This is a genomic window from Pseudomonas tremae (assembly GCF_001401155.1).
In the GTDB taxonomy this organism is placed as follows: domain Bacteria; phylum Pseudomonadota; class Gammaproteobacteria; order Pseudomonadales; family Pseudomonadaceae; genus Aquipseudomonas; species Aquipseudomonas tremae.
The window spans coordinates 18,143-34,176 of sequence record NZ_LJRO01000016.1 but is presented as its reverse complement, the minus strand read 5'-3'; the positions used below and the strand labels follow the sequence as shown (position 1 = coordinate 34,176).

General features: G+C 57.7%; 16 protein-coding genes. 11 read left to right on the top strand and 5 right to left on the bottom strand.

Features of this window, described 5'->3' with window-relative positions:
- Window positions 1-16: 16 nt before the first annotated feature.
- A complete protein-coding gene (locus ALO43_RS00455) occupies window positions 17-871 on the bottom strand; it encodes an NAD-dependent protein deacetylase (RefSeq protein WP_053480057.1) in 855 nt (284 codons plus the stop codon).
- Between the two features lie 154 nt (window positions 872-1,025).
- Here ALO43_RS00455 and ALO43_RS00450 point away from each other — a divergent pair, with 154 nt between their 5' ends.
- Window positions 1,026-1,868 carry a PhzF family phenazine biosynthesis protein gene (locus ALO43_RS00450; protein WP_005893108.1) on the top strand — a complete coding sequence of 281 codons (843 nt, stop codon included), beginning with the start codon at window positions 1,026-1,028 and terminating at the stop codon, window positions 1,866-1,868.
- Between the two features lie 69 nt (window positions 1,869-1,937).
- On the opposite strand, the gene ALO43_RS00445 is transcribed toward ALO43_RS00450, so the two are convergent.
- Window positions 1,938-2,777 (bottom strand): TIGR03915 family putative DNA repair protein, encoded by an 840-nt coding sequence (locus ALO43_RS00445; protein WP_005893107.1) that lies wholly within the window; start codon window positions 2,775-2,777, stop codon window positions 1,938-1,940.
- On the bottom strand, window positions 2,774-3,994 hold the full coding sequence (locus tag ALO43_RS00440; protein WP_054996960.1) for a putative DNA modification/repair radical SAM protein: 1,221 nt from the start codon (window positions 3,992-3,994) through the stop codon (window positions 2,774-2,776). Before ALO43_RS00440 ends, ALO43_RS00445 begins: the two co-directional genes overlap by 4 nt.
- A 198-nt stretch (window positions 3,995-4,192) precedes the next feature.
- Here ALO43_RS00440 and ALO43_RS31740 point away from each other — a divergent pair, with 198 nt between their 5' ends.
- From ALO43_RS31740 to ALO43_RS00425, 4 genes are read left to right on the top strand one after another with little or no spacing between them, the layout of a single operon-like run.
- Window positions 4,193-4,324 carry a hypothetical protein gene (locus tag ALO43_RS31740; RefSeq protein WP_255870635.1) on the top strand — a complete coding sequence of 44 codons (132 nt, stop codon included), beginning with the start codon at window positions 4,193-4,195 and terminating at the stop codon, window positions 4,322-4,324.
- The gene (gene aztA, locus ALO43_RS00435) at window positions 4,288-5,070 is read left to right on the top strand and encodes a zinc ABC transporter ATP-binding protein AztA (protein ID WP_032618865.1); all 783 of its coding nucleotides are present in this window, start codon (window positions 4,288-4,290) and stop codon (window positions 5,068-5,070) included. Before ALO43_RS31740 ends, aztA begins: the two co-directional genes overlap by 37 nt.
- Window positions 5,067-5,936, top strand: coding sequence for a metal ABC transporter permease (locus ALO43_RS00430; protein ID WP_005893102.1), 870 nt, complete (start codon window positions 5,067-5,069; stop codon window positions 5,934-5,936). Before aztA ends, ALO43_RS00430 begins: the two co-directional genes overlap by 4 nt.
- 11 nt (window positions 5,937-5,947) lie before the next feature.
- Window positions 5,948-6,844 (top strand): metal ABC transporter substrate-binding protein, encoded by an 897-nt coding sequence (locus ALO43_RS00425; RefSeq protein ID WP_024670137.1) that lies wholly within the window; start codon window positions 5,948-5,950, stop codon window positions 6,842-6,844.
- Between the two features lie 51 nt (window positions 6,845-6,895).
- Here the strand turns inward: ALO43_RS00425 and ALO43_RS00420 are convergent, their stop codons facing one another.
- Complete coding sequence (locus ALO43_RS00420; RefSeq protein ID WP_053932530.1) at window positions 6,896-8,041, bottom strand: aldose epimerase family protein; 1,146 nt, start codon at window positions 8,039-8,041, stop codon at window positions 6,896-6,898.
- Between the two features lie 304 nt (window positions 8,042-8,345).
- Between ALO43_RS00420 and ALO43_RS00415 the strand changes: the two genes are divergently transcribed.
- The 4 genes from ALO43_RS00415 (at window position 8,346) to araH (ending at window position 12,990) form a co-directional block, all read left to right on the top strand.
- Window positions 8,346-9,218: an SMP-30/gluconolactonase/LRE family protein gene (locus ALO43_RS00415; RefSeq protein WP_054996959.1), complete on the top strand. Its 873-nt coding sequence runs from the start codon at window positions 8,346-8,348 to the stop codon at window positions 9,216-9,218.
- A gap of 174 nt (window positions 9,219-9,392) precedes the next feature.
- Window positions 9,393-10,406: a substrate-binding domain-containing protein gene (locus tag ALO43_RS00410; RefSeq protein WP_005893096.1), complete on the top strand. Its 1,014-nt coding sequence runs from the start codon at window positions 9,393-9,395 to the stop codon at window positions 10,404-10,406.
- 54 nt (window positions 10,407-10,460) lie between these two features.
- Complete coding sequence (gene araG / locus ALO43_RS00405) at window positions 10,461-11,984, top strand: L-arabinose ABC transporter ATP-binding protein AraG (protein ID WP_024689979.1); 1,524 nt, start codon at window positions 10,461-10,463, stop codon at window positions 11,982-11,984.
- Window positions 11,985-12,024: 40 nt separating this feature from the next.
- Window positions 12,025-12,990, top strand: coding sequence for an L-arabinose ABC transporter permease AraH (gene araH / locus ALO43_RS00400; RefSeq protein ID WP_005893093.1), 966 nt, complete (start codon window positions 12,025-12,027; stop codon window positions 12,988-12,990).
- 250 nt (window positions 12,991-13,240) lie between these two features.
- Here araH and ALO43_RS00395 read toward each other — a convergent pair whose 3' ends face one another.
- Window positions 13,241-14,554, bottom strand: a complete 1,314-nt coding sequence (locus tag ALO43_RS00395) for an APC family permease (protein WP_053479973.1) — start codon at window positions 14,552-14,554, stop codon at window positions 13,241-13,243.
- 130 nt (window positions 14,555-14,684) lie between these two features.
- Between ALO43_RS00395 and ALO43_RS31245 the strand changes: the two genes are divergently transcribed.
- Complete coding sequence (locus ALO43_RS31245; protein ID WP_230855664.1) at window positions 14,685-15,134, top strand: hypothetical protein; 450 nt, start codon at window positions 14,685-14,687, stop codon at window positions 15,132-15,134.
- A gap of 665 nt (window positions 15,135-15,799) precedes the next feature.
- Window positions 15,800-15,961, top strand: a complete 162-nt coding sequence (locus ALO43_RS30845; RefSeq protein WP_005893086.1) for a hypothetical protein — start codon at window positions 15,800-15,802, stop codon at window positions 15,959-15,961.
- The last annotated feature ends 73 nt before the right edge of the window (window positions 15,962-16,034 follow it).

Below are 16,034 nucleotides of genomic sequence, written 5' to 3'. Positions count from 1 at the left end.
TGCTCGTCGGCTTTTCCTACAGAGCCTGTCGATTGATCAGTTGATCGGCGAGCCACGGCAAGACCTGCTCGCAGGATGCTTCGATTTTCATGTGCAGCAGTTCATCTGCGCGGGTCTTGCCGTGGTTGATGGCAATGACCGGTTTACCTTGTTCGACCATGGCTTTGCACAGCCGGAAAGCCGACCAGGCCATCAGTGAGCTGCCCACGACCAGCAACCCGTCAGCCTGCTCCACGCTCGATGTTGCACTGGCAGCGGTTTGTGGAGCGACGTTTTCGCCAAAGAACACCACGTCCGGCTTGAGCCGCTCGCCTTGGCAGTACATACAGGCGGGTACTGTGAAACCGGCCTCGAAGGCAGGGTCCAGCAGCGTATCGCCGTCCGGGGCCTGTGTCGCATGGACGCCGGACAGATACGGATTCTGCAGCAATAACTGCTCCTGAATCGCCGCCCGGTCCATCCGTTGCTGACAATCCAGACACAGCACGCGGTGCAGGCTGCCGTGCAGTTCGATGACGTCCTGACTCCCGGCCTGAGTATGCAAGGCATCGACATTCTGAGTGATCAGGCTGTTGACGACATTAGCAGCCTGCAGTGCAGCCAGCGCCTGATGCGCCGCGTTGGGCTGTGCCGCGCGGATACGCGGCCAGCCAAGCATCGCTCGTGCCCAGTAACGTTGGCGCGCAGCAGGGTTGCCGACGAATTCCTGATACATCATGGGTTGCTTGCCACGGCGTACGCCATCCTTGTCGCGGTAATCCGGGATGCCGGATGCGGTGCTGATGCCAGCGCCGGTAACGACCAGAAACGCCTTGTCGGTCATCGCCTCGCAAAGCGTTTCAAGCTGACTGCGGGTTGTACTGTCGAGCATCTTGAAACCTCGAATGAGCAATATTATCCGGGCTCTGTTCCTGCGAGATTAGCAGGCAGGCGCACTCTGGGAAGCGTTGGTTCAAAGGGCCATTGTCCAGCGCCCGGCACTCGTGGCAACCTTTAACCTTTATCGCCTTGCCAAGGAAGCTTCGATGCGCTCGTTTCATTTCAAACAACTGGATGTGTTCAGCGACCAGCCTTTGCTTGGTAACCCCCTGGCGGTGGTGTTGGGGGCTGACGGGCTGAGCGACGACCAGATGGCTGCGTTTGCCCGCTGGACCAACCTGAGTGAGACTACGTTTTTGCTCAAACCGACTGACCCGCGTGCTGACTATCGCGCGCGCATCTTCACGACCCTTCGAGAGCTTCCGTTTGCAGGTCACCCCACGCTGGGCAGTTGTCACGCGTGGCTCGAAGGCGGTGGCGTGGCGCGTGGCAAGGAGATCATCCAGGAATGCGGGATTGGCCTGGTGCGCATTCGACGCGAGGGCAGCGGGTTGGCATTTACAGCGCCGCCTTTGCTGCGTTACGGCGCAGTAGACGCCGGGCTTATCGAGCAGATTCGCCTTGGCATGAAGCTTGGTCCGGGGGAGATTCTGGATGCTCGCTGGGTAGATAACGGCCCCGGTTGGGTCGCGTTCAGGTTGGCAGATCGTGCCAGCGTACTGGCACTACAACCGGACTACACGCTATTGAAAGGATTGAAGCTCGGCGTTATCGCGCCTTGGGACACCGCAGTGGACGGGGACGAGGCACAGTTCGAAGTTCGCGCTTTTATTCCGGGCGACGGCATGGCCGAAGACCCTGTGACTGGCAGCCTCAATGCCGGACTCGCTCGCTGGTTTCTGGACGAGGGGCTGGCACCTGACAGCTATACAGCCAGCCAGGGTACCGCGCTCGGTCGCAAGGGCCGCGTATCTGTCCAGCGTGTTGGTGACGATATCTGGGTGGGCGGTTCGACCGTAACCTGTATCGAAGGGCAGGTTTCACTGTAAGCGTGCCGGGCGTTGCTCCAGGCTAGACAGTCTTGGGATTTGGTGCCGAGGGCCACTGCGGCAAGGCATTCATTCCTTGATTGCAATCTTCTTGCCACGCCGGGCGGCAATATCGCTGGCCTGACCGTCGCGTTGCTTGCCGGTCCGCGCTTGGGTGATCAGCGCCGGAATCAAAGGGCCTTCAGGCAGGTTTTTCCAGAAACGCGAAGGGAAATGACCCTCCATGACCTTGGGGTTCAGGCGCGCAGGGTTGAAGATATGGCTGTAGTACGTGAGCCACAACTCGCCGTGCGGATCTTCGACGTGCCGGGCCATGGTTTGCCACGCTTGCGGGCAACGACGTTCGTGGATCAACTGCTTGCCGTCGTAGTACACACCATCTTGCGGAGTGGCAATCATCCAGCGATGCTGGCCCATGCGGCCGATGAAGTGTTCGCTGGCACTGAGCAGAATGTCATGAGCCGGTTCATGCCAGGCCACGTATTGCGGGCGCATGAGCGCAGCGTCATTGTCGGTAGGCGGTAACGCTACGAAGCGCAGAAAGGCATGCAGGTGATGGGCCTCGCGGCGCACCGACTTGAGCCTGCGATGCAATTCACTGCCCAGCCTGTCGCCAGCCATCATGGCGGTGCGGTCGCCGTGGGTAACACGCCACAGCACTTCGTACAGCAGGCTCCAGCGCTGCTCGCCGCGATAGCGTGAGGTGCTCTCCAGCAACTGCAGCAATTCCAGCGGAACACGGGCCTGAAACGGGCCGGACTCCTTGGGGTATTCTTCTTCGCTGCCGAACAAATCTGTAGCGTCGGGTGATTTCCAACTGACCTGGCTGGGGTCTATCTGATGGCTCAGTAACCAGCGCGCCTGCAGCCGCCACGTGTCGAAAAGATCGTCGCAATCAAGGCAAATCATCCCCAGAGCCCCATTTGCTGAGGCTGCGGCCGGTCCCGCAACTGATGGTGCAGGAATTCACTGGTGGTCTCAGCCTGCGGCGGATGATAGTCGCTGGTGATGATGAAGGGCTTGGCCTTGGCCAGCACGCAGCGCATGCGGGTCAGGTCTTCGTAGCGAATGCGCCGCTGCCTGCGCAGTTCGACGAGTCGCTGGGTAGTCCGGATGCCTATGCCCGGCACCCTGGCGATCAATGCCGGGTCGGCCTTGTTCAGGTCCAGTGGGAACACCTGGCGATTGCCCAGCGCCCACGCCAGCTTGGGGTCGATGTCCAGAGCAAGATCGCCCGGCCCATTCAGCAGTTCGCCAGCGGTAAAACCATACCCGCGCAACAGGAAGTCAGCCTGATACAGCCGGTGTTCGCGCATCAACGGTGGCGCGGCCAGCGGCACGCTGTCGGGACTGTTGGGGATCGGGCTGAACGCCGAATAATAGACCCGGCGCAGTTTGAAGTTGCTGTACAGCGACTGGGTACTGTGCAGGATGGTGCTGTCGTCGGTGGCATCGGCGCCGACGATCATCTGGGTGCTTTGCCCGGCAGGTGCAAAGCGCGGAGCGCGCGGTTCATTGCGCACCGTCTGTTCGCCGGTGTAAATGGTCTGCATGGCCTTTTTAATGGAGGCCACGTCTTTTTCCGGCGCCAAGGTCTGCAGGCTGAGGTCGGTGGGCAGTTCGATATTCACGCTCAGACGATCTGCATAGCGACCGGCTTTTTCAATCAGCGCGGGGTCGGCGTCAGGGATGGTCTTGAGGTGAATGTAGCCGCGAAATTCGTGCACTTCCCGCAACAACCGAGCTACTTCGACCAGTTGCTCCATGGTGTAGTCAGCCGAGCGAATGATTCCGGAGCTCAGGAACAGCCCGCTTACGCAATTGCGACGGTAGAAGTCGAGCGTCAGGGTGACCACTTCCTCAGGCGTGAAGCGCGCGCGAGGAACGTCGCTGGAGCGCCTGTTGACGCAATACTGGCAGTCGTACAGGCAGAAGTTGGTCAGGAGGATTTTCAGCAGCGACACGCAGCGCCCATCCGGCGTATAGCTGTGACAGATACCCATGCCGTTGGTAGAGCCGAGCCCGCTCTTGTCCTGGGAACTGCGTTTGGGCGCTCCGCTGCTGGCGCACGACGCATCGTACTTGGCGGCGTCCGCCAGAATGCTGAGCTTGTCGATGAGCTGCATGGCATGCCCCTTAACTGTTTGTATGTACAGTATAGAGTTGCCGATGCAGACTCAAGCGTCGATACCCGGATCAGACCGAAGGTCGATCCATGCAGGGCCGATAAGGCGAAGAGGCGAATGCGAACTTAAATGTTATTTTATAACGATGTTTGAATCTGGTATGTAATACTGTAACAAATAATTGCAGGTTGCCCGCGCGTGAAATCCTCTTCTTCTCCTTCAATCGCAGGTTCTGCTCTGGCGCTATCCGCCTGGAAGCGTGTTCTGTTTTCGCTGGCGATACTGACGCTGCTATGGCTGGCAATCGGCTGGTCGGTGGCCATTCCGTGAGTGCCGCGATTGCGCTGGAAAATCTGACTGTGGCGTACGAGCGTCGTCCTGCTGTGCATCACATCAGCGGACGCTTCGAGGCAGGCAGTCTTACCGCTATCGTCGGGCCTAACGGCGCGGGTAAATCAACCCTGATCAAGGCCATTGCCGGGACCATGAAACCCGCCCAGGGGCATGTCGACCGGGGGCGCCTGGCTACACGCACTATCGGCTATCTGCCTCAGGCGGCTGAAATCGACCGGAGTTTCCCGTTGAGTGTTGCCGACACGGTGGCGATGGGTGCGTGGCACAGCGTCGGCCCGTTCCGCGGGCTCACGCGCCATCACGCCACGCTGACCCAGGATGCGCTGCGCACTGTCGGGCTGGAAGGTTTTGAAAAGCGCAGCGTCGGCTCGCTGTCGTCGGGACAGTTCCAGCGCGTGCTGTTTGCTCGGCTGTTGCTGCAGGACGCATCGGTGATCCTGCTCGACGAGCCATTTACTGCCATCGACGCACGTACCACCCGCGATCTGCTGGAGCTAGTACGCGTCTGGCATGGGCAGGGGCGCACAGTGATCGCTGTGCTGCACGACATCGATCAGGTGCGTCAGCACTTTCCGCAGACCTTGTTGATGGCCCGTGAAGCCATTGCGTGGGGCGAAACCGCCGATGTGCTCAGCGTTGCCAACCTGCGCAAGGCGCGCAACATGGCGGAGTACTGGAGCCCGGACGCAATGCTGTGTGATGCCGAGGAAGAGCATTCATGATGCTTTATAGCCTGGTCGTCGAACCGTTTATCGAGTTCGGCTTCATGCGTCGTGCGCTGGTGGCGTGTCTGGCCCTGGGGATAGGCTCCGGCCCGGTAGGCGTGCTGTTGATGCTGCGGCGCATGAGCCTGGTGGGCGATGCCATGAGTCACGCTGTCCTGCCGGGGGCTGCGGTAGGCTTCATGGTCGCCGGGCTGTCGTTACCTGCCATGGGCTTTGGCGGGTTGATCGCCGGGCTGGCAGTTGCCTTGCTGTCGGGGCTGGTCAGCCGACTGACCTCGCTTCGTGAGGACGCCAGCTTTGCCAGTTTCTATCTGACCTCGCTGGCTGCCGGCGTGCTGATCGTCTCGCTGCATGGTTCCAGCGTCGATCTGTTGCATGTGCTGTTCGGCACCATTCTGGCCATTGATGACACTGCCATCTACATGGTCGGCAGCATTGCCTCTTTCACGCTGGTGCTGTTGGCCGTGATCTATCGTCCGCTGGTTCTGGAGTGTTTCGATCCGGGGTTTCTGCGCGCTGTAGGTGGGCGCGGATCGTTATATCACGTGCTGTTTCTGCTGCTGGTGGTGCTGAATCTGGTGGCAGGCTTTCAGGCGCTGGGCACCTTGATGGCAGTGGGCATGATGATGCTGCCCGCGACCGCTGCCCGCTTCTGGACCAACTCGCTGAGCGGCCTGATGGTGATTTCGACACTGCTGGCCACATTGTCCGGCCTGATCGGGCTGATCGTTTCCTACCACGTTGGCGTCGCCTCCGGGCCGGCCATCGTCCTCACCGCGAGTGCGTTCTATGGCGTGTCCCTGTTATTCGGGCGCACGGGCATCGTACGTCGACTGTTTCCCAAACCTCACCTGGCTCATTGAAAAGGTATGTCATGAAACGATTGATGTTATTGAGTTCTATGGCTGCACTGGCGCTGTCGGCATTCGCCAGCCTGGCTCAGGCCAAGCCGCTTGAGGCGGTGGCGTCGTTCACGGTTATTGCCGATATGGTCAGTACCGTCGGTGGTGATCGCGTACACGTCAAATCCCTGATCGGCCCGAATGGCGATCCGCACGTCTACGAGCCAACGCCAAGCGACGCGCAAGCGTTGAAAAACGCTGATCTGGCGTTTGTCAGTGGTCTGCATCTGGAAGGCTGGATGGACCGGTTGATCAAGGCGTCGGGCTATAAAGGGCAGCCCGTCGTGCTGTCCCAGGGTATCAAGACCCGCAGCATGGATGAAGACGGCAAGAGCATCGTCGACCCGCACGCGTGGAACAGTGCAGCCAATGGGGTGATTTATGTTCGCAACATTGTTGCCGCGTTGAAAAAAGCCGATCCGGAAGGGGCGAGCGTCTATCAGGCTAATGGTGATCGCTACATCGTCGAACTGCAGCAACTCGATACCTATGCCCGCGACCAGATCCAGTTGGTTCCGGCGGCCAAGCGCAAAATTCTCACTTCGCATGATGCGTTCGGTTACTTTGGTGATGCCTACGGCGTGAAGTTCCTGTCGCCGCTGGGCCTGTCAACCGAGTCCGAGGCATCGGCAGCGGATGTATCGAAACTGATCCGCCAGATCAAGGCCGAACACGTCAGCGCTTATTTCTTCGAAAACTCCAGCGACCCGCGTCTGGTCAAGCAGATCGCCGAAGCCAGTGGTGCTCAGCCTGGTGGTGAGCTGTACGTCGAGGCCCTGTCGCCTGCTGATGGTCCTGCGCCGACTTACGCGAAGATGTTTCGCTACAACGTCGACACCCTTACCACTGCGATGAAACGCAATCAGTAAAACCTCAGTGCGCGCAGCCCTTGGCATTCAAGGGCTGCGCAACGCCAAGCCTCAGTTGTCGAGAAACTTGAACACGGTAGTCTGGGTATACGCTTTGCCCGGGTCCAGTCGTGTGCTGGGGAATTTCGGCTGATTGGGCGCGTCAGGGTAATGCTGGGTCTCCAGCGTGAAAGCCCCCCAGTGCGGATAGATATTGCCCGCCTTGCCGCGAATAGTGCCATCCAGGAAGTTGCCGGTGTACAGCTGCACGCCGGGTTCTGTGGTGAACAGCTGCAATTTACGGCCTGATTGCGGGTCGCTCACCTCGGCAGCCAGTTTCTTCACGTCACCTTTGGTGTCCAGCACCCAGTTGAAGTCAAAGCCGCCTTGCTTGGGTTCTGCGTACTTGAGTTGCTGATGGTCGTCCTTGATGTGCTTGCCAAACGCAGTGGGCTTGAGAAAGTCCATCGGGGTTCCGGCCACGGCAGGCAGTTCACCGGTAGGGATCAATTTGTCGTTGACCGGCGTGTAATGCGAAGCGTGAAGGGTGGCGACCTGCTTGAGAACATCACCACTGCCTGCGCCCGCCAGATTGAAATAGCTGTGGTTGGTCAGGTTCAGCACCGTCGGTTTGTCGGTGGTAGCGTGGTAGTCGATCTTCAGCTCATTCTTGTCGTTCAGGCTGTAGGTGACTTCGGTGCGCAATGTACCGGGGAAGCCCATCTCGCCATCCGGTGACACGTAGGTCAGCTTGACGCCGACCGAGTCACCGGTTTTGGTTTCTTCTGCCTTCCAGAGTCTTTTGTCAAACCCCTGGGTGCCCCCGTGCAGAGCGTTTGTCTTGTCGTTGAGTGGCACCTGGTAGGTCTTGCCATCGAGGCTGAACTTGCCGCCCGCCAGTCGGTTACCGAAGCGACCGATGGTTGCGCCGAAATACACGGTGCCATTGTCCTGGTAGCCCTTCACATCGTCGAAGCCCAGCACGATGTCGTCGACCTTGCCAGCTTTATCGGGAACCAGCAGCGATTGCAGTGTCGCGCCGTAGGTGATGATGCTGGCCTGTATGCCGTGGCTGTTGCGCAAGGTGTACTTTTCAACGGCACTGCCGTCGGACGTTTGTCCAAAACTGCTTTGTTCGCTAGTGAGTGCGGCCTGTGCCGTCAAGGTGCTGATCATCAAAGACAGTCCAAAGGTGCTGAGAAGAGCGTGCTTTTTCATCTGATCTACCCGCTTTTATTGTTATTGGTAAGACTATTTGATCGAATTTCATTCGATGCATGGGGTTATAGCCGATAAAATGCCGCTTGAAAAATAAATTGTAATACTATTTAGTAGTGCAGGCGTCACTGAGGCTTGGTCAGTAACCTTAGCCGATGATCTGACAATGATTTCAGCCAGATGAGCCGAATCCTGAAAAAAAGGATGAACCCGATGGCTCGGCTAATGCAGCTCGTGATGTGACCACCTGAGCGCGACACACGCTAAAAAAGTGCCTTTACAACAATAACAAAGGACATTTTTCATGAACTGGCTGCCCGTTTCCGAGCACCGTTTCAAGCTTGCCGAAGGCTCCTTCTGGGATGCCCAGGAGCAAGCCCTTTATTGGGTCGACATCGCTGGCTTTCTGGCCTGTCGTCTGGCTGCCGGGCAATACCGTCAGTGGCGCATGCCCGAACCGGTTTCTGCGTTCATTCCGACCGCAAAAGGCGATGCTCTGGTGACCCTGGCCAGCGGTATCTATCGCCTGGATCTGACCGCCGAAAAAACCTCACTGTCATTGTTTTGCGTGGCGGACCCCACACCCGGCAACCGTGCCAACGAAGCCCGTTGTGACGCGCGCGGGATGCTGTGGATGGGCAGTATGCAAAACAATATCGACGCGGAAGGCGGCGATATACCGTTGTTTCGTCGCTCGGGCGGCCTGTTCCGCGTCGATGCCGATGCAGCCGTGACACGTCTGCTGGACGGGCAGGGCATCGTCAACACCCTGCTCTGGAATGCCGACGGCAGCGTGTTGTACAGCGCCGACACCCTTGACGACGTCATCTACCAATACCCGCTCATGGCAGACGGGACGCTGGGGCCTCGTCAGGTCTGGGCTGGTGTGCAAAGCCAGGGTTCGCCTGATGGTTCGGCGATGGACGCCGAGGGGTATGTCTGGAACGCCCGCTGGGGCGGCGGTTGTCTTATTCGCTTCGCGCCCGACGGAAGTGTTGATCGGGTTGTCGAGCTGCCTGTCAGCCACCCCACCAGTTGCGTGTTCGGTGGTCCTGATCTGCAGACGCTGTACGTCACTGGCGCAGCGCCTGGCGATGCGCATGGTCAGTTCGACGGCGCGGTATTGAGGGCAGATGTGAGCGTGAAAGGGACGTTGTGTCAGCGTTTTGCCGGTTGAAGAAATTTATGCTGTCGACGCATCTATCAAGGCGGTGGCGGCAAAGTGACATTCGGTTACATAGCGGTCATTCATTATATGGTATGACTATTTAATCGGTTTCAGACGCCCCCGCGTTTGCAACCGCCACCTTGCTGGTCGCTGTAGCTATTCAATAAAAATAAGGAGTTAGCTATGTTGAGTCGTCACGGGATTCGTTCCCTGTGCTGTGCCGCTGTCACCACTGCCATTCTGGGCATGAGTGGCATTACTTCCGCTGCTGATGAAGTCAAGATCGGCTTTCTGGTCAAACAGGCTGAAGAGCCCTGGTTCCAGACCGAGTGGCAATTCGCCGAAAAAGCCGGGAAAGAGCTTGGCTTCACGGTCATCAAGATTGCCGTTCCCGACGGCGAGAAAACCCTGTCTGCGATCGACAACCTTGCTGCCAACGGCGTGAAGGGTTTTGTGATCTGCCCGCCTGATGTTTCGCTAGGCCCTGCCATCGTAGCCAAGGCCAAGGCCAATGGCATGAAGGTCATGGCGGTGGACGACCGTTTTGTCGATGCGAGCGGCAAGCCGATGGAGGATGTGCCGTATCTGGGTATGGCAGCCTTCGAAGTGGGCCAGAAGCAGGGCGCCGCCATGGCGACCGAGGCCAAGAATCGCAAGTGGGATGAGGGCGAGTGGAAGAACACCTACGCGATCATCAATACCTACAGCGAGCTGGACACCGGCAAGAAGCGCACCGACGGCTCGGTGGATGCATTGAAAAAAGCCGGTTTGCCAGCCGATCACATTCTGTTTTCTCCGCAAAAGACTCTTGATGTACCAGGCGGAATGGACGCCACCAACTCCGCTCTGCCAAAGCTGCCACGTGAAGCCAAGAACCTCATCATCGGTGGCATGAACGACAACACTGTACTGGGCGGCGTACGCGCCACTTCGGGCGCAGGGTTCTCCGCCAAAAACGTGATCGGGATCGGCATCAATGGCACCGATGCCATTGATGAGCTGAAGAAGAAAGAAAGCGGCTTCTTCGGTTCGATGCTGCCAAGCCCCGACAAGGAAGGCTACCGGACTGCCGAGTACGTCTTCAACTGGGTCACCAAGGGTGTCGAGCCGCCCAAGTACACCGCTATGGATGACGTGACATTGATCACTCGCGAAAACTTTCAGGCTGAACTGACCAAAATCGGTTTGTGGAAGTGATCTGAGCGAGGGGCCTGATTTCGGGCCCCTCAACTGTGCGAGGAGGTTGGTTTCATGCAACAGGCTATCGAGCTTCAACCCATAGGCGGTGCCCTGCGTTTCAATGGCATCGGCAAGGTATTCCCGGCCGTCAAGGCGCTGTCGGACATCACCTTTGAGGCCCGTCCCGGCAGCGTCCATGCACTGATGGGCGAGAACGGCGCAGGCAAGTCCACGTTGCTTAAAATTCTCGGTGGGTCGTACCAGCCCAACAGCGGCAACGTGCAGATCGGCGATCAGACCCACCAATTCAAGTCCACTGCCGACAGCATCTCGGCAGGGGTTGCAGTGATTCACCAAGAGCTGCATCTGGTGCCGGAAATGACCGTCGCTGAAAATCTGCTGCTTGGGCACATGCCCAATCGTTTTGGGCTGATCAATCGCGGCGCCATGTACCGTCGTGCCGGCGAATTGCTCAAGGGGCTGGCTGACGAAATCGACCCGCGTACGCGCCTGGGCGATCTGTCGCTGGGTCAGCGGCAGTTGGTGGAGATCGCCAAGGCCATGTCGCGCAACGCTCATGTCATTGCGTTCGATGAACCTACCAGCAGCTTGTCGGCGCGCGAGATCGACCGTTTGATGGCGATCATCACGCGGCTGCGGGACGAAGGCAGGGTGATTCTTTATGTGTCGCACCGTATGGAAGAGATTTTTCGCGTCTGTGATGCCGTAACGGTGTTCAAGGACGGGCGCTTTGTAAAAACCTTCGAGCAAATGGCCGACCTGGACCACGACCGGCTGGTGACCTGCATGGTCGGTCGCGACATTCAGAATATTTATAACTACCGCCCTCGTCAGCACCAGGGTCCGAGTCTGCGTGTTACCGGGTTGATGGGCCCTGGCCTGCATGAGCCGGTGACGTTCGCTGTGCAAAAAGGCGAGGTGCTGGGCTTTTTCGGTCTGGTGGGCGCAGGTCGCACTGAGTTGTTTCGCCTCTTGTCCGGCTTGACGCGCAGTACAGCAGGCAGTCTGCAACTGGATGGCCAGCCGCTGACGCTGAGATCTCCACGCGACGCCATCGAGGCCGGAATTCTGCTCTGCCCGGAGGACCGCAAGAAGGAAGGCATCGTGCCGCTGTCCAGCGTTGCGGAGAACATCAACATTGGCGCGCGGCCACGGCATGTGAACTTTGGCTGCCTTATTCAGGGCCGCTGGGAGCGCGATAACGCGCGTAACCAGATCAAGTCGATGAACGTCAAGACACCGTCTCCCGAGCAGCAGATCATGTTCCTGTCGGGCGGCAATCAGCAGAAGGCGATTCTTGGGCGCTGGCTTTCCATGCCGATGAAAGTGCTGTTGCTGGATGAGCCTACCCGAGGTATCGACGTCGGCGCCAAGTCTGAAATCTACGAGATCATTCATAACCTGGCGGCTGATGGCATTGCCGTGATTGTGGTGTCCAGCGATCTGATGGAAGTCATGGGTATTTCCGACCGAATTCTGGTGATGAGCGAAGGCGCAATCACCGGCGAACTCAACCGCGACGAGGCTGACGAGTCGCGATTACTGCAATTGGCTCTGCCACGCACGCGCGGCTGACAGTCGGTCCCTGACCATGAACAATAAAAAAGAGGTGCGTATGTCTACCGAATCCAGCCTGCAGGCTCCCCGTCAGGGCATGAACCTGCGTCGTTTTGCCGATGACTGGGTGATGCTTCTGGCCGCTGTAGGGATCTTCCTGCTGTGCGCCGTGTTCATCGACAACTTCATGTCGCCGCTCAACATGCGCGGTCTCGGCCTGGCGATTTCAACTGTCGGCATTGCCGCCTGCACCATGCTGTATTGCTTGGCTTCCGGCCATTTCGACCTGTCGATCGGTTCGGTACTGGCCTGTTCCGGGGTCATCGCCAGTATCGTGATTCGTGACACCGACAGCGTGTTTCTGGGCGTATCCGCCGCACTGGCGCTGGGGTTGGTGGTGGGCCTTATCAACGGCATCGTGATCGCCAAATTGCGCATCAATGCGTTGATTGCGACGCTGGCGACCATGCAGATTGTGCGTGGCCTGGCGTATATCTTCTCCAGCGGCAAGGCCGTCGGCGTTTCCAACGAAGACTTCTTCATCTTCGGCAATGGGCAGGTGTACGGCGTGCCGGTGCCGATCCTGATCACCATTGCCTGCTTCGTCTTTTTCGGCTGGCTACTCAACTACACCACCTACGGGCGCAACACCATGGCCATCGGTGGCAACCAGGAAGCGGCACTGCTGGCGGGTGTGCATGTCGATCGCACCAAGATCATCATCTTCGCTGTGCACGGCCTTATCGGGGCGCTGGCAGGTGTGGTACTGGCTTCACGCATGACTTCTGGCCAGCCGATGATTGGCCAGGGCTTTGAACTGACCGTGATCTCGGCCTGTGTACTGGGCGGGGTTTCATTGAGCGGCGGCATCGGCATGATTCGTCACGTGATCGCGGGGGTGCTGATTCTGGCGATCATCGAGAACGCGATGAACCTGAAGAACATCGATACCTTCTACCAGTACGTGATTCGCGGCACGATCCTGCTGCTCGCAGTGATCATTGACCGGATGAAGCGCCGGTAAGTTAAGTATTGCAATGCAGTAGTGAAAGAGCCCTTGTCGAGTGATCGGCAAGGGCTTTTTTCATGAAGGAAGGCTGTTGATAGCGAAGGTAAAGCCGCGACATGTCAGTCTGCGGCTGTGATGTGATATGATGTGATGATTATGTTAGCGCTATTAAATAACACCGCTGAGGCAGTCGACGGTGTTATGCCGGTTGTGGGGGCTTGACCTGTTATCAGCGTGAACTTCGTCAAGTTGTTCCACCGCATTGTTAACGAGAATGTGATGCCAACGCAGAGCTACCCAACCGTGTCAGCCCATACAACACCGCGCCCACGACCAGCATGATGCCTGCACGCAACCAGGTTTCCGGACCTTGCTGGGTGAGCAGCAGCAGGCAGGAAAGAATGCCGAGCACCGGGACAACCCAATGAATCTTGAAATGCCCTTCCTCGACCTTGTCGCGCTTGAGTACCAGTACCGCGACATTGACGCTGAGAAACACGAACAACAGTAACAGCACCACGGTTTCAGCCAGAATCGTCAGGGTACTGGTGAAAGACAGGGCGATGGCTACCAGCGTAGTCACGAAGATGGCCACACCGGGCGTCCGGCGCCGGGGCAGAACTGAACCCATTACAGACGGCAACAGACCTTCGCGTGCCATCCCGAAGGTCAACCTGCTGGCCATGATCATGGTTAACAGCGCGCCATTGGCGACCGCAATAAGCGCGATGACTGCGAACCAGGGCGCAGGTATTCCAAGCCCAGATGCGCTGACCACATCCATCAGCGGAGCTTGCGATGCCTTCAATTGCTCGACGGGCAAGACCATCGCTGCGCCTACGCCGACCAGCATGTAAACCGCGCCTGCGATGAGCAGCGCGCCGAATAGCGCCTTTGGATAAACCCTGCGCACATCCTTGATCTCTTCAGCAAGGTTGGCCGAGGTCTCGAAGCCCACAAACGAATAAAAGGCCAGCAACGACGCAGCAAGAATCGCCGTGGCCGGTGATGCTGTATCCAGTTCGAACACGCGTTGCGGCACACCATTGCCCTGGCTGACAAACCAGACGGCAGCGGCGATCACCATCGCCAGACCGCTCAGCTCAATGGTGGTCATCAGCAGGTTGGCCGACAACGACTCCTTGATACCCCGCGCATTCAATAGCGCGACGATGACCAGGAAACCGACGCAAACCCACTGCGCGGGCCAGTTCACCAATGCCTGAAAGTAGTCGCCGGCAAATGCCACCGCCAGCCCGGCAGCGCTGGTGACGCCTGCCGCGACCATCGAAAAGCCAACCAGAAACGACAGCAGCGGCTTGCCAAAGGCTTTTTCCGTGTACACCGCTGCACCTCCTGCACGCGGGTATTTGGTCACCAGTTCGGCGTAGGACGCAGCAGTCAGCAACGCAAAACACAGTGCAATCAGCAACGGAGCCCAGATGGCGCCGCCGACGCGTCCGGCTATCGTGCCTGCCAACGCATACACGCCGGCCCCGAGCACGTCGCCGAGGATGAACAGGGTCAGCATAGGGGCGGTAATTGCCCGGCGCAGCGGGGTTGTGTCAGGAGTGGCCATGCCGGGAAATTCCTTTTTCATTACTGCTGGGGAGGGTTCGAGGCCAAAGGCGGTTATCGGTCATATATAGCTTCATAAATCGTTCGAGCATCAACCTGTCAGTAATGAGATCGCTTTTACAGTGAACAGTGTGAACAACCAGGTTGCTGTGTCGGTTGAGTGCGGCAACGGTATGAAAAGTGATCCTTGGGGCGGAGGGAAATTCAAAGTGATGTGTATCAACCCTGACGGGCGGCGTTGTCAGGTATTTAATCAGATCACCAGCAATAGAGCGGAGCATCGCGAATGCCGGTTGTCTCAACCCTGCACGTTAACGAATCGACGAGGAGGTAAAACGGTGGTAAATGACAGCCAGCAACAATTCCATTCAGTCTGGACGACGCTGCAAAACCTGCGCGAGGAGGTTCGGCAATTGCAGCTCAGTGAGCTGGAGCGTGTCGAACGTTTGCGAGGGGAGCAGACGGTGGACAACCGGGAAGCCATTCAGCAATCGTTCGTTGCTATTGAACAGGCATTCGATGATGTCGAGGCGACTCTCGCTACCATCGGCGAAGCGACCGGAGAGATCGGCAAACTTTGATTCACTGTGCGCCGCTGTTACGTTGCTGCTGATCTGGGGATGTATGCGGCTCGCCGTATCCACGTGTAAATCGCCATCGAGTGGTTTGCTGGATTACAAAACCTGATTATAGCAAGTGTTGTCGCGCACGCGCTTTAATGCCAGCCCATACTCGCTGGCTAGAATGCAGTTTTTGTCATAGTGCAAGTGACGCCGCGTGGAAGCGTGTGCAGTGTATTCATTGGGCTTGTTCTAATATTTACGTGTTGTGGCGCTGTTTAATGGAAAGTACTAACACTCGGCGAAGTAGAAAAAGAGTGGCAAGGGTATTTTCACAATGTTTCACAGAGCAACCGTACCTCCCGTAACGCTCCAAACGCCCCGCACGACGGCGCCTGAGCTGTAGACGCCAGATTAAAAAATAATCCGCATTGAAATAAAGCAGAAATAAATATCACGTTGATATCATTGTTTTCAGTTGATGCTGCTGGTTGTGAAAATGCAAATTCACAACTTTTCACAGCATTCAATAATCGCGCCTGCGTACTATCGGTTCGGCAAAACAGTGAGCACATTGCTGATCGGGATCATTAAGTAATACCGTCCCTGACTTGCTGTTCTGTGATGGCATATTGCTCTGCCTTCCGGCAGTTGAAACTTTCCCCCTAAAAGCAAGGAGAAACAACATGAGTGAGACTCCACCAGTAAGCTCCGGCAACTCGGACGCAGCAATCGAAAAAATGTCCGCCACCTTTGATATGGCTATCGAGAAGTCAGCCAAGATCACTGAAATCTCCACTGCCAAAAAGGCAGAGCTGGACGCTACCAAGCAACGTCCTCAGAACTGATGCTGTGGTGTGGGCAGCGGCGCTGCTGCCCACACCCGCTTCTTGCAGTGTTTGCACGACGTCTTTCGATCGA